The following is a 13,278-nucleotide window of genomic DNA, read 5'->3' on the forward strand; positions in this document are numbered from 1 at the left end:
CCTACGGTCAGCGCCATGGCACGCATTCACCACAGACCCTGGGCGGCCGCCGCCCTGACCCTGGCCATGACGGCCGGCGGCCTGGCCGTCGCCGGCCCGGCCGTCGCCGACATCCTCGACCCCGCGGCCTGTCTGGCCGCCGCCACCGGCTCGCTGGCCTTCGACTCCACGGTCCAGTGGGGCGAATCCACCAAGCTCAGCTGGACCACCAACCTGGCCGCCACCAAGGTCTGCGACGGCGGCACCCCGCAGATCCGCCTGTTCGAGGGCAACCGGCGCCAGATCGGCCCGGTCCTGTCCGCCACCGGCTCGATGACCGTCACACCCACCGAACACAAGGCGTGGACGCTGGAACTGTCGATAGGTACCAGCTCCACCAAGACGCTGGCGTCGGTCTTCCCGACCGTCGTCCCGTACCCCGCCGAACCCCTGCCGGCCGGTACCGCGGTGACCATCAGCAGCAACGACCTCGCCGAGCGACGCGAGTTCCTCCGGGCGATCCGGACGCCCGGGGCGACGATCCAGATCCCCGGCGACGTCGTGCTCGACCTCAGCGGACTCGACCACGTGCAGGTCGCCCCCGGCGTCAAGGTGCTCGGCGACCGGTCGGTCAACCCCCGGGGCCCGCGGGTGTTCACCACCACCTATCCGGACTCACTGCTGTGGATCGGTGTCTACGGAGCGCCGTCGGACAACGTCCGGATCAGCGGCGTCCGGTTCGACGGCCTGGAACCCGCGGACCCGATGGCGTCGGCCGACACCCCCGACGCCACCGCGATCTCGATCTTCTCCAGCCAGCACATCGAGATCGACCACAGCGAGTTCGCCCGCTGGCGGGGCTTTGGCGTGGCCGTCTACGACCACGACCAGCGGATCAACCTGGACAACGCCGACACGGTGTGGATCCACGACAATTCCATCCACGACAATCAGCACCCGGCCGGCGACGACGGCCACGGCGCCGGCTACGGCATCGTGCTCTACGAGAGCGCCTACGCCCTGATCGAGCGGAACGCGTTCGACCTCAACCGCCACTCCATCGCGGCCGACGGGCACCCTGGAACCGGCTATCTGGCCTACCGCAACCTCTTCGAACGCCCGGGCTACGCCGCCACGAACGGCAAGCACGGCTGGCCGATCGACATGCACGGCACCGGATGCGGGCAGGACGGGAGCGTCTACAACTGCGGACCGGCGGGCGCCTACGTCGACCTGCGCTACAACACCGTCACCACGACCGGCGCCCCCGCCGTCTACCTGCGCGGCACGCCCTCGATCACCTTCGACGTCTGGAACAACGTGTTCGCCGAGAGCGCCGATGACACGCTGAAGCAGAACGAGACCGGGCTCAACAACAAGGGCGGCAACGTGTTCAGCTCGCCCCTCGTCGGCGACCGCAAGTACTGCGACTTCGACGGCGACGGGAAGCTGGACCCGCTGCTGGCCAGCGGTATCGGATGGTGGTACCAGTCGAGCGCCGCCGACCGCTGGGTCTTCGTGAACCAGTCGTGGCTGCGGCTGACCGAGATCACCCTGGGCGACGTCAACGCCGACGGGTTCTGCGACATCCAGGCGGGCGGAAAGACCTATTACTCCCCGCATACGCCGGACCCGATGCCGGTGGAGGCGCTCGAGACCCAGGACCAGGAGACGCTTCCCAACATACCGACGACGACGAACCTCAAAGCGGTGGGTGGCCAGGCTCCGTACACGTGGTCGGTGACCGGATTGCCGAGCGGGATCACCGCGACCTCCACCGGCGTGCTCTCCGGGGTGGCCAACGGTCCGGCCACGACGGTCGTCTACACGGTGACCGACGCTCTCGGTCAGACCAGCACCCAGTCGTTCACCTGGCTGCCCGCGGTCACCCACGTGCCGGCGCTGCTCGGGCTGGACGAGTACACCGCCTACCTTTGGATCGACAGCTCGTACCTCAACGCCGTCCGCAAGTACACCAACGACTGCCTCTCGCCCGGCGACGTCGTGAAGCAGTCGCCGCAGGCCGGCAGGAAGGTGCAGGCTTCGACGGAGGTCACCATCTGGGTGTCCACCTGCGTCTCGGGCGGAGGCGGCGGCGGCCCGAACCCCAACCCGAAGCCACCGACCTGGCCCAAGTAGCAGACGCCGGTGCCGGCACCCGATCGGGTGCCGGCACCGGCGTGCCGGTCAGAGAACCCGTTGGTAGGCGACGTCCGGCTCGATGGCGGCACCGGTCCACGGCAGCAGCGGCCGGGACCGGAACAGGGCCCGCAGATCCATCGGCACCAGATGCGCCAGCTCGGCCGGTGACACCCCGCGGGCGCCGTCGTTGAGCTCGGCCAGCACCACCCGGGTCAGGAAGGCCGCGTCGCCGCCATCGGCGTAGAGCCGCGCGGCCACCCGGGCCAGGAACCGGCGGCAGTCGACGATCTCGACGATCCGGCCCGGCTCAGCCGGGGGCAGCCGCTGCCGCAGCTCCTCCGGCAGGGTCGCGGTCAGGCGGCGGTACGCCGCGGCCGGCAGCACCTCGCTCAGCACACCCAGTACGGTCACGGCGATCCGGCGGCTCTCGTTCCGGCCGTGCAGCCGCCCGCTCCGCTGGATCCGGATGAGCAGATCGTCGTGGTTCATCGTGGCGCCTCCTTGCGCTCCCCGCACGGCGCGCGCGTGCCGGGGGCCGGCGGGTACCCGACGGTAAGGCCTCCAAACGGTACTGTCGGATACTTCACCCAGCTTTTAACCGCCGGACCGGAAGTCTTCGCGGGGGCTAACAAGCCGGCAACCGGTCCGTCATCAATCATGCTTTTTGAGCGTGCGGTCGTACCGCAGCGCGAACATCAGGCTGACCGGCACCAGCAGCACCGGCCACTTCACGATGCTTCGGGTGGTGACGGCAGATCGGGCGGCCCTCCGGCACGTCGTGCACGGAGTTGGACGCGCGCATGAACGCCGCGACATACCCGGAGGCGGACCAGAAGGCGACCAGCACCCCGGCCACCGCCGCGAAACCCGCCGTTCCGGGGTCCTTGACCTGGGTGAGCACGGGGCCGGCTGGTGCGCGGCGTCCTGCACCACTTCCGACTGTTGTGGCTCAGCATTCCGAGCAGCGAAACAATGACCAGCAGACCGGGGAAAGATCGAGAGCACGCCGCAATAGGTGAGCGCCGCGGCCCAGTCACCGAGATTGTCTTCAGAGAATTGCTGACGGTACGCCGCAGGGCCGCGAACAATCCCCTGCCGCGCAATTCCGCAGGACTGTCCAGGCCCTCCCCCGGGCCCGACGGCGTCGTCGTGTCGACGGCCCACGGAAACCTCCGGGGGACGGCACATCGGCGCCGCCCGCACACCGCTGGGCGGGCGGCGCCGTGACCTCAGGAGACGGCGTGCCGGGTCTGCTCGGTCGCCCGGTGCGCGGAGTCCTGCGCCTGCTCCTTGGTGGTCTGCACGGCCTCCTGAGCAGTGCCCTTGACCTCCTGGGCGGCCTGCTGGACGGTGCCGGTCAGCTCGTCCTTGACCTCGCTCGCCATGTCCTTGACCCGGTCGGTCAGGTCGCCGCTGTTCTCCTTGAGCTGGCGCCCGGCCCGCTTCTCCACCTCGGTGACCGGGATCAGGCCGCCGGCCAGCAGGCCGAGCCCGAAGGCGATCACCCCGGCCGCGAGCGGGCTGCCGGCGGTCTGCCGGGCCACCGCCTGCGGCGCCGCACGGACCGCGTCGGCCGCCCGGTGCGCCTGTTCGCCGGCGACGTCGCCGAGGTGCGACGCCTTCTCGCCGGCCACGTCGGTCAGATGCGACGCCTTCTCCCCCGCCACGTCGGCCAGGTGCGAGGCCTTGTCCTGCACCGTCGACGTGGACTCGCCCACCGCCTGCCGCGTGTAGTCGGCGCTGCCCATGACCTTCTCCTTCACTGCACTCCACCGCCGCTTGGCGACCTTGCTCGGGCTCGTCTTCTCGGCGAGCAGGTCGACGTCGCGGGTCAGCGACGCGCGGGTCCGCTCGATGTCCTGCCTCAGCCGGTCGGGTTCTTCAGCCATTGCGCGTCCTCCTTGATCGTCTCGACGGTCCGCCGCGGCATCGGGTCCACGGTCTTCAGCCGGTTCTTACCGGTCACGTACAGCACCGCGGCGACGATGCCCCAGACGGCGGCCACGATGAGCGCGGCCCAGCCGGCCGGCATCACGGCGTCCAGGCCGAACACCGCGGCCAGGCTGAGCATCAGCACGGCCAGGTAGCCGGCGAACCCGGCGCCGCCGAGCATCCCGGCCGCCTTGCCGGCCTTGGTCGCCTCCTGCTTGATCTCCGCCTTGGCCAGCTCGACCTCCTGGCGGAACAGCTGGGACAGGTCGTCGCTGATGTTGCCGATCAGCTCACCGATCGAGGTCTGCGCGACCTGGTCGGACTTCTCGGGGGCGGTCACGGCCGCGGCTCCCGGGTGCCGATCGGGTATTCCTCCTGCACCGGGATGGGGGTACCGGTCCCGGTGCTCAGGTAGTCGGCGCCCGCGCCGGTCGTGGCGGCGTACCCGGTGCCGGTGCCCACGTAGTCCGCGCCCGCGCCGGTCGTGGAGGCGTACTCGTTGCCGGTGCCCACGTAGTCCGCGCCGGCGCCGGTCGCGCTGGCGTAGTCGGTGCTGGTGGTGGTCGCGAAGCTGCTGGTGGGCGCGGTCGACGGCGTCACCGACGAGTAGGCGTCACCGGCCGGCTTGCCGCCGGTGGCCTCGTCGGCCTTGGCCACGCTCTTACCGAGCCGGCCGACCACGAACCCGGCCGCCAGAGCGGTCGCCAGGAACGCGCCGGGCCGCCGCCGGGCGAAGTCCTGCACCTCGGCGAGCACCCCTTCGGGGCCGTTGCGGTCGAGGTAGTCGGCCAGCTGCCGGCCGCCCTCGGCGACCCGGGACACGACGGCCGCGGCGGGGGTGCCGGACCGGTCGCCGCGCATCTCGTCGAGGTGATCGGCGGTCTCGCGGATGCCGCTGACCAGCTTGTCGTTCTGGGCCCGGGCGTGCTCGCCCAGCTTGTCGCGCACCTCGCCGGCCACGTTGCGGGCCTGGGCGCCCGCCTCCTGGCCGACGCGCCGCACCTGCTCTGCCGCGGTGTCCTTGACCTCGGAGACGGCCTGGCCGGCGGCCTGCTTGCCTTCGGCGGCCACCTGCGCGGCTTTCGAGGAATTCTGATCAGAATGTTGACCCGACGCGTATGCGCCGGTCGGCAGCTCACTCACTTGGCCTCCCTTGAGCGGTTATTCGCCACCCCGAATGCCCACCGCCCCGGAATTCATTCCTGTCCTTTTCAGCGAAAAATCTGGCAGAATAAAAGACGGTAGCGGGGGTACATCCGACGGGTTTGCCCCCGCCCACCGGGGGAAACTGCCCGACAGTGACATCTGAGAACCGCTGGCGGGCGATGAGCGTCGCCCTGGTCGCCGGCTTCATGACCCTGCTCGACGTCAGCATCGTGAACGTGGCCCTGCCCTCGATCCGCGCCGAGGAACACCTCGGCTCCGGCGAGCTGCAGTGGGTGCTGTCCGGCTACGCCCTGACCTTCGGCCTGCTGCTGGTGCCGGCCGGCCGGTACGGCGACGCCCGCGGCCGCCGCACCGCCTTCATCGCCGGACTGGCCGTGTTCACCCTGGCCAGCGCGGCCGCCGGGCTGGCCACCGGCGCGCTGTGGCTGATCGTCGCGCGGCTGGTCCAGGGCGCCGCGGCGGGCGTGGTCAACCCGCAGGTGTCCGGTCTGATCCAGCAGTTGTTCGAGCCACACGAGCGGGGTAAGCCGTTCGGGTTGCTCGGCGCCACGATCGGGATCTCGACCGCGGTCGGGCCGCTGCTCGGCGGGCTGCTGATCCAGTTGTTCGGTGCCGAGCAGGGCTGGCGCTGGATCTTCTACATCAACGTGCCGATCGGCCTGCTGGCGATCGTGCTGGGCGCCCGCTGGATCCCGGCCCGCCCGCCCGAGCAGCGCGAGCACGAGAGCCTCGACCCGGTCGGCGTGCTCCTGCTCGGCGCCGGCGTGTTCCTGCTGTTGCTGCCACTGGTCCAGGAACGCGAGTGGACCGGGAACGCGAAGTGGCTGCTGGTCGTCGCCGCGACCGCGGTACTGGCCGGCTTCTGGGTCTGGGAACGCCGCTTCGCCCGGCGGTCCACCCCGGTGGTCGACCTCGGGCTGTTCCGGACCCGGTCGTACGCGCTGGGCGCCCTGGTCGGCATCCTCTACTTCGGCGGGTTCACCTCGATCTTCTTCACCTACACGCTGTTCCTGCAGAACGGCCTGCACTACTCGGCGCTGCAGGCCGGCCTGGCGATCACCCCGTTCGCGCTCGGCTCGGCGGCCACCGCGGCACTCGGCGGCCGCGCCGTCGACCGCACCGGGCGCACCCTGGTGGTCGCCGGCCTGGCCGTCGTCGCTGCCGGCCTGGCCGGCACGGTTCTGGTGCTGCACGTCGTCGACGGCACCGCGGCCGGCTGGGCCAGCGTCGTGCCGCTGCTGGTCGCCGGCCTGGGCAGCGGCCTGGTGATCAGCCCCAACCAGACGCTGACGCTCAGCGAGGTACCGGTCCGCCGGGCCGGCAGCGCCGCCGCCGTGCTGCAGACCGGTCAGCGGATCGGCGCCGCGATCGGCATCGCCGGCGTCGGCTCGGTCTTCTTCAACCGTCTGGCCGGCCACAACGGCGACTGGGGGCTGGCCTTCCGCACCTCCCTGACCGTAACGATCGCCTTCATCCTGGCCGCCCTGCTCGCCGCCGGCGCCGACGTGCTGGCCGGCCGCCGCCGGGAGCACACGATGACGCTGCGGTAGAGGTGCTCGCCGCCCTCGACCGCCTACCGGGCCGGATCGGTCAGCGCCGCGGGAACGGGGTGAGGCCGTCGGCCCGGGCGGTCGCCGCCACCGCGTCGGACGGCGCCGAGAAGTCGGCCGCGAATCCCGAGACCCGACGCAACGATCGATGCCGTACCATCCCCGCAGAGCTCTACGGGGGATGGACAATCGTGAAGATCTTTGCCGTGCTGGCCGTCGGCGCCGTGCTGCTCGGCGGTTGCGCCCACGCCGTGAAACCCGCTCCGGTGGTGTCCTCGGCACCGGCCGACAACGGCGTCGCCGCCCTGCCGGCCGAGCAGATCGTCCAGCGGGCGCAGGCCGCGCTGAAGGCCGCCCCCTCGTTCCGGGTCCGGGGCTCGCTGTACCCGGACGGCAGCCGCTTCGGCCGCGACGCCGGGAAAGGGCGGCTCTGGCAGCTCGACATGCGGCTGTCCGGCACCGACCGGGCCGGCTGGACCGCGCAGGGTCAGTCCCGACAGGACGAGCTCGTCGTCGGCGGCAAACGGTACCTGCGGTCCAGCCTGGAGATCCTGGCGCAGCAGATGCGCCGCGCCGATGCGGAGAAGCTGCTGGCGGGGCTCGGCGGCCACTGGGTCACGCTCCGTCCCGACGAGGATGTCTACGGCGATTTCGTCACCAGGACGTTCCTCGACGGTCTGCTGACCGGTGGCACCACCCTGACCAAGGGCACCACGCAGGTGCTCAACGGTGTCCCCGCGATCGCCGTGCAGTCCGGTGGCACCACCCTCTACGTCGCCACGACCGGCGCGGCGTACCCGCTCAAGCTCTCCTGGAAGTTCCAGGCCCTGTCGTTCAGCGAGTTCGGCGCCACGTTCCCGGAGATCCAGGCGCCGCCGCCGGCCGACGTGATCGTGCTTCCCGACAACTGATCCGTCGCGGGCGTGGACGCTCGCTTATGTTTCCGGGATTGCCGGCCATGGCTCCTGCACGCCGCGGCGGGTGGACTCGAGGCATGACGGAGATGACGACAGTTCTGGTGACCGGCGGAACGGGCAAGACCGGGCGGCGCGTGGTGCGGCTGCTGCGGGAGCGCGGCGTGCCGGTGCGGGTGGGTTCGCGGACCGGGTCACCGGCGTTCGACTGGGCGGTGCCGGCGACCTGGGCGCAGGCACTCGACGGGACCGGCGCGGTGTACCTCTGCTATCAGCCGGACCTGGCCTTCCCGGGTGCCGTCGACACGGTGGGCGCATTCGTGGAGCAGGCGGTCAAGCAGGGGGTGCGCCGGATCGTGCTGCTTTCCGGGCGCGGTGAGCCGGCCTGCGCGGCGGCCGAGCGGGTGGTCCGGGACTCCGGGGTGGCCTGGACGGTGGTGCGGGCCAGCTTCTTCGCGCAGAACTTCAGCGAGGCGTTCTTCCAGCCCGCGGTGGTGGCCGGGGAGATCGTGCTGCCGGTCGGCGACGCCCCCGAGCCGTTCGTGGACGCCGACGACATCGCCGAGGTGGCCACGGTGGCACTGACCGAAGGCGGACACGACGGGCGCACCTACGAGGTGACCGGCCCGCGGCTGCTGAGCTTCGCCGAGGTCGCCGCGGAGCTCACCGCGGCCACCGGTCGCGAGATCCGCTTCACGCCGGTGACCCGCGAGGACTACCTTGAGGCGCTGCGCGCCGAGGGTCTCCCGGAGGAGTTCGCCGATCTCTTCCAGATGGTCACCGACGGCAGGAACGCCTACCTGGCGTACGGGGTGCGGCACGCGCTGGGCCGCGAGCCCCGGGACTTCCGGGACTACGCCCGGGCCGCAGCGGCCACCGGTGTCTGGTCGGCCGCGTGAAACCGCGTCTCACCACGGGTGTGCTGGTCGCCGCGCTGATCTGCGTGGGGCTGATGGCGGGGATCTTCTTCGCGTTCACCACCTCGGTGATGCCCGGCCTGCACACCGCCGACGACCGCACGTTCGTGGAGGCGATGCGGCACCTCAACGCGGCGATCGAGAACGGCCTGTTCGGCCTGGTGTTCGTGGGCGCGCTGGGCTTCCCGGCCGGGGCGGCGGTGCTGCTCGCCCGCGGCGGGCACCGGGCGGCGGCCGGCTGGGCGGCGGCCGCGGCCGTCCTGTACCTGGTCGCGCTGGTCCTGACGATGGCTGTCGAGGTGCCGCTGAACGACCGCCTGGCGGCGGCGTCACTGAGCGACCCGGCGGCGGCGCGGCGGAACTTCGAGGGCGTGTGGGTGCCGGTCAACGACGTACGCACACTCCTGACGGCCTCGGCCCTCGCATGCCTCGCGCCGGCGCTGGGCCTGGCCCGTCGCCCCGCGCGGATGTCAGGGTAGAAGCGTGGACACTCTGACCGGGCTGCTCGACGGGGCGCGGGCGCGGGAGGCCTTCCTGCTGCGGACCGTGGTGCAGCCGCCGTTCGCGCTGCGGATCCAGGACGAGGCGCCGCTCACCCTGGTCACCGTGCTGCGCGGGACGACCGTGGTGATCCGCGACGAGCCGGTCCGGCTGCATCCCGGCGACGTCGCGGTGATCCGCGGCCCGGAACCTTACACGGTCGCCGACGAGCCGGACACGCCCTGGCAGACGATCATCCATCCGGGTCAGGTGTGCACCACGGTCGACGGATTGCCCCGCGACCATCTCGGGGTGCGCAGTTGGGGCGACGCCACCGAGGCCGGCACCGAGCTGATCACCGGGACGTACCAGCTGGCCGGTGAGGTCAGCCGGCGCCTGCTGGCCGCGCTGCCCGGGATGCTGGTGCAGCCGGCCGCGGCCACCGACCGCGCGCTGGTCGGGCTGCTCACCGCCGAGATGGGCCGCACCGTCCCGGGCCAGGACCTGGTCCTGGACCGGCTGCTCGACCTGCTGCTCATCTCGGTGCTGCGGGCCTGGCTGGCCGGCCCGGCGGCCGGCGCCTGGCACCCCGCCGGCCACGACCCGATCGTCGGCCCGGCCCTGCGGCTGCTGCACGACACCCCGGCCGAGCAGTGGACGGTCGCCGGGCTGGCGGCCCGGACCGGGGTGTCCCGCTCGCTGCTCGCCCGCCGCTTCACCGATCTGGTCGGCGAGCCCCCGATGGCCTACCTGACCGGCTGGCGGCTCAGCCTCGCCGCCGACCGGCTGCGCACCTCCGACGCGACGATCTCCGCGGTGGCGCGGGAGGTGGGTTACGGCAGCGCGTTCGCGTTGAGCGCCGCCTTCAAACGCGAGCGCGGCCTGAGCCCGCAGGAGTATCGCCGCCAGTCCCCCGACCGGCACTTCACCGCCTACGCCCCGAGCAGCACCCCGCTGCTCGTCCTGGCCTAACCGGTCAGAGCCGCTGCCGGTCGCGGTGGGCGGCGATCCGGGCTCAGTATCGCCAGGGTCCACGCCCGCCGGGTACGGACATCGACCATCATCGCATTGAGCGGCCACGGGCGGGCTGAAATCGTACCGCCGCAATCGGTTTCTGAACGGTCAGCGGTCAGGAAGTGGCCGGCGGATCGGCAGCCGGCAGATGACCGGCGGCCTTGGCGGCGCAGGCGGCGACCGCCGCGCGCGGGTCGGCGCCGAGACTGGCGATCGCGACCAGGCTGGTCATGACCACGTCGGCGAGCTCGCCGACCACCTGGTCGACGGTGTGCGTGACGCCCTTGCGCGGGTTCTGCCCCTGGACACCGATCCACGCCTGGGCGGCCTCCCCCGCCTCTTCGGTGATCTTGAGGATGCGCAGCGTCAGCTCGGTGTCGCCGGTGCCGTTGACCCGGTCGAGGTGGGCGCGCCAGCGGCGGGCCTGCGACCAGATGAAGTCGTCGTCGTCCACCCGAACCATCTTGCCGGTGCTCCGGGCTGTCCTGCGCGTCACCCCCGGCCAGGGGCGTTCGCGGACCGATCAACGGCGGCCTAGCTGTACTGACCACGGACGTTGGTGACGGGGAGATCTTGAAATAGGTGAGGGCCTTCGGGTTCGGTGTGGATTGCGACGTCCTACCCCGAACCTGCGGAGGCCCTCATGCCCCACCGTAATGCACCCTTGTCCGAGACCGGCAGGCTGCGCCTGGCGCGCTGCGTGGTCGATGACCGATGGCCGCTACGGCGAGCCGCCGAACGTTTCCAGGTCAGCACGACCACAGCGAAACGGTGGGCCGACCGCTACCGCACCGACGGGCCGGCGGGTATGACCGACCGTTCCTCGCGACCACACCACAGCCCGTCACAGACTCCGACCCGCACTGAGCGGCGAATCATCAAGGTCCGCATCCTGCGCCGTTGGGGACCCGCCCGGATCGCCTACTTCCTGAGCCTGAACCCGGCCACCGTGCACCGGGTCCTGACCCGCTACCGGCTCGCCAGGCTCACCCACCTGGACCGGGCCACCAGCCGGCCGATCCGCCGCTACGAACACGACACACCAGGCGATCTGGTCCATGTCGACATCAAGAAACTCGGCAACATCCCCGACGGCGGCGGCCACCGCGTCCACGGCCGGGCCGACGGCAACCGCCACAGCTCGGCCCACCGGGACCCGGCCCGTCCCCGCACCCACCACGGCCGGCCCAACCTCGGCTACCACTACCTGCACAACGCTGTTGACGACCACTCCCGGCTGGCCTACACCGAAATCCTGCCCGACGAGACCCGCGAGACAGCCACAGCCTTCTGGCAACGCGCCCACGCCTGGTTCACCAGCCGGGGCATCACCGTCAAACGGGTACTGACCGACAACGGCTCCTGCTACCGCTCCCACCTATGGCATGACGCACTCGCCGCCGCCGGCATCACCCACAAACGCACCCGCCCCTACCGGCCCCAGACCAACGGAAAAGTCGAACGCTTCAACCGCACCATGCTCGACGAATGGGCCTACGCCCGGGCCTACCGCACCGAAACCGAACGCCGCGAAGCCCTGCCCGCCTGGCTACACACCTACAATCACCACCGCGGACACACCGCACTCAACGGCCTACCACCCGCCAGCCGCGTCCCCAACCTCTCGGGTCAGTACACCTAGCCTGGGGGTGAACCGAACAGCAGGAGGAGTCATGCAGTCACGCACCGACCTCATCGAGGACTTGATGAGCCGCTTCCCGCACGTCCCGCGGGAAGCGGTGATCAAGGAGGACCTGCTGCGTGGCGGGCTGGCGTTCGACGACGCCGCGCTGACCGACAACGAGGGCGGCGACGTCAAGCCGAAGTCGTACTTCATCTTCTCCTTCGACCACCGGACGCTGCCCGAGCTGGGTGAGGCGGCGCTGCGCCGGCCGCCGGAGGAGATCGTGCTCACCGGCGGCCCCTACGACCTGCGCCGCACCGTGGTCTCGGTGCGGATCAACCCGGCCTCGCCGTACCGGGTGAAGCCGGACGCCGACGGCCGGCTGATGCTGTTCCTGGACGGGCGGGCGATCGCCGAGGTCGGGCTGCCGCCGATGCCCGACTACTACCGGCACGCGCTGGCCAACGGCAAGCAGGTGATGGAGGTCGCGCCGACCATCCAGTGGGGTTATCTCGTCTATCTCACGGTTTTCCGGGTGTGTCAGTATTTCGGCGCCAAGGAGGAGTGCCAGTACTGCGACATCAACCACAACTGGCGGCAGCACAAGGCGGCCGGGCGGCCCTACACCGGGGTCAAGCCGGTCGACGAGGTCCTCGAGGCGCTGGCGATCATCGACAAGCACGACACGCTGAAGACGTCGCAGGCGTACACGCTGACCGGCGGCAGCGTCACCTCCAAGGTGGACGGGCTGGCCGAAGCCGACTTCTACGGGCGGTACGCGCAGGCGATCGAGGAACGCTTCCCCGGCCGCTGGATCGGCAAGGTGGTGGCGCAGGCCCTGCCCCGCGCCGACGTGCAGCGGTTCCACGACTACGGGATCCGGATCTACCACCCGAACTACGAGGTGTGGGACAAGCGGCTGTTCGAGCTGTACTGCCCGGGCAAGGAACGCTACGTGGGCCGCGAGGAATGGCACCGCCGGATCCTCGAATCAGCCGAGGTGTTCGGCCCGCGCAACGTCATCCCGAACTTCGTGGCCGGAGTCGAGATGGCCGAGCCGTTCGGATTCACCACGGTGGACGAGGCGATCGCGTCGACCGCTGAGGGCCTTCAATACTTCATGTCCCGGGGAATCACCCCGCGGTTCACCACCTGGTGCCCCGAGCCGACCACGCCGCTCGGTAGGACGAACCCCAACGGGGCGCCGCTGGAGTACCACATCCGCCTGCTGGAGGTGTACCGGGCAACGATGGAGGCAAATGGCCTGTCCAGTCCGCCCGGCTATGGGCCGGCCGGTGCGGGCAAGGCGGTCTTCTCCGTCAGTTCATTCATGGACAGCCTGCCCGAAGAGGCGTAGCGCAAGAAAGGGGCCCCTCCGGGCCCCTTTTTTCGGGCTCCTGTTTTGCAACCTTGTTGCCCTCAGTCAAGAGCTGCAACCCGGGTGAAACCCGCCGATCGAAGCGGGCATCCCCGAAATGCAACCTTGGCGAGAGGCCACCCTGATGCGCAACCGACTTCGTGCCGCTGTTCTGGCCTCCCTTGTGGCATGCTCCGGTCTG

At 70.9% G+C, this 13,278-nt stretch carries 14 protein-coding genes; 8 read left to right on the forward strand and 6 right to left on the reverse strand.

Annotated features, from left to right (window positions below; translation table 11 throughout):
* Window positions 1-15: 15 nt before the first annotated feature.
* The gene (locus ACSP50_RS24375) at window positions 16-2,118 is read left to right on the forward strand and encodes a right-handed parallel beta-helix repeat-containing protein (protein WP_043512083.1); all 2,103 of its coding nucleotides are present in this window, start codon (window positions 16-18) and stop codon (window positions 2,116-2,118) included.
* 48 nt (window positions 2,119-2,166) lie between these two features.
* Here ACSP50_RS24375 and ACSP50_RS24380 read toward each other — a convergent pair whose 3' ends face one another.
* The 5 genes from ACSP50_RS24380 to ACSP50_RS24400 form a co-directional block, all read right to left on the reverse strand.
* Window positions 2,167-2,610: a DUF2267 domain-containing protein gene (locus tag ACSP50_RS24380; RefSeq protein WP_014691949.1), complete on the reverse strand. Its 444-nt coding sequence runs from the start codon at window positions 2,608-2,610 to the stop codon at window positions 2,167-2,169.
* Window positions 2,611-2,776: 166 nt separating this feature from the next.
* Entirely contained in the window at window positions 2,777-3,022 is a 246-nt protein-coding gene (locus ACSP50_RS44200) for a YihY/virulence factor BrkB family protein (RefSeq protein WP_231956705.1), read from the reverse strand.
* Between the two features lie 328 nt (window positions 3,023-3,350).
* On the reverse strand, window positions 3,351-4,010 hold the full coding sequence (locus ACSP50_RS24390) for a DUF3618 domain-containing protein (protein WP_014691950.1): 660 nt from the start codon (window positions 4,008-4,010) through the stop codon (window positions 3,351-3,353).
* Window positions 3,986-4,393: a phage holin family protein gene (locus tag ACSP50_RS24395; protein ID WP_014691951.1), complete on the reverse strand. Its 408-nt coding sequence runs from the start codon at window positions 4,391-4,393 to the stop codon at window positions 3,986-3,988. Before ACSP50_RS24395 ends, ACSP50_RS24390 begins: the two co-directional genes overlap by 25 nt.
* Window positions 4,390-5,196: a hypothetical protein gene (locus ACSP50_RS24400; protein ID WP_014691952.1), complete on the reverse strand. Its 807-nt coding sequence runs from the start codon at window positions 5,194-5,196 to the stop codon at window positions 4,390-4,392. Before ACSP50_RS24400 ends, ACSP50_RS24395 begins: the two co-directional genes overlap by 4 nt.
* A gap of 182 nt (window positions 5,197-5,378) precedes the next feature.
* Between ACSP50_RS24400 and ACSP50_RS24405 the strand changes: the two genes are divergently transcribed.
* The 5 genes from ACSP50_RS24405 to ACSP50_RS24425 all read left to right on the forward strand — a co-directional run bounded on the left by ACSP50_RS24405 (window position 5,379) and on the right by ACSP50_RS24425 (window position 10,053).
* Entirely contained in the window at window positions 5,379-6,770 is a 1,392-nt protein-coding gene (locus ACSP50_RS24405) for an MFS transporter (protein ID WP_014691953.1), read from the forward strand.
* Between the two features lie 191 nt (window positions 6,771-6,961).
* Entirely contained in the window at window positions 6,962-7,681 is a 720-nt protein-coding gene (locus ACSP50_RS24410; RefSeq protein WP_155123611.1) for a hypothetical protein, read from the forward strand.
* A gap of 92 nt (window positions 7,682-7,773) precedes the next feature.
* Entirely contained in the window at window positions 7,774-8,583 is an 810-nt protein-coding gene (locus ACSP50_RS24415) for an NAD(P)H-binding protein (RefSeq protein ID WP_014691955.1), read from the forward strand.
* Window positions 8,580-9,080 carry a DUF1772 domain-containing protein gene (locus tag ACSP50_RS24420; protein ID WP_014691956.1) on the forward strand — a complete coding sequence of 167 codons (501 nt, stop codon included), beginning with the start codon at window positions 8,580-8,582 and terminating at the stop codon, window positions 9,078-9,080. Before ACSP50_RS24415 ends, ACSP50_RS24420 begins: the two co-directional genes overlap by 4 nt.
* Window positions 9,081-9,084: 4 nt before the next feature.
* The gene (locus ACSP50_RS24425) at window positions 9,085-10,053 is read left to right on the forward strand and encodes an AraC family transcriptional regulator (RefSeq protein ID WP_014691957.1); all 969 of its coding nucleotides are present in this window, start codon (window positions 9,085-9,087) and stop codon (window positions 10,051-10,053) included.
* Window positions 10,054-10,210: 157 nt separating this feature from the next.
* Here ACSP50_RS24425 and ACSP50_RS24430 read toward each other — a convergent pair whose 3' ends face one another.
* Window positions 10,211-10,558 (reverse strand): MazG-like family protein, encoded by a 348-nt coding sequence (locus ACSP50_RS24430; protein WP_014691958.1) that lies wholly within the window; start codon window positions 10,556-10,558, stop codon window positions 10,211-10,213.
* 180 nt (window positions 10,559-10,738) lie between these two features.
* Here ACSP50_RS24430 and ACSP50_RS24435 point away from each other — a divergent pair, with 180 nt between their 5' ends.
* On the forward strand, window positions 10,739-11,737 hold the full coding sequence (locus ACSP50_RS24435; protein WP_014691959.1) for an IS481 family transposase: 999 nt from the start codon (window positions 10,739-10,741) through the stop codon (window positions 11,735-11,737).
* A 31-nt stretch (window positions 11,738-11,768) separates the two neighbouring features.
* On the forward strand, window positions 11,769-13,076 hold the full coding sequence (locus ACSP50_RS24440; protein ID WP_014691960.1) for a radical SAM protein: 1,308 nt from the start codon (window positions 11,769-11,771) through the stop codon (window positions 13,074-13,076).
* Window positions 13,077-13,278: the final 202 nt, after the last annotated feature.

The sequence above is a fragment of the Actinoplanes sp. SE50/110 genome, from assembly GCF_900119315.1.
Lineage (GTDB): Bacteria > Actinomycetota > Actinomycetes > Mycobacteriales > Micromonosporaceae > Actinoplanes.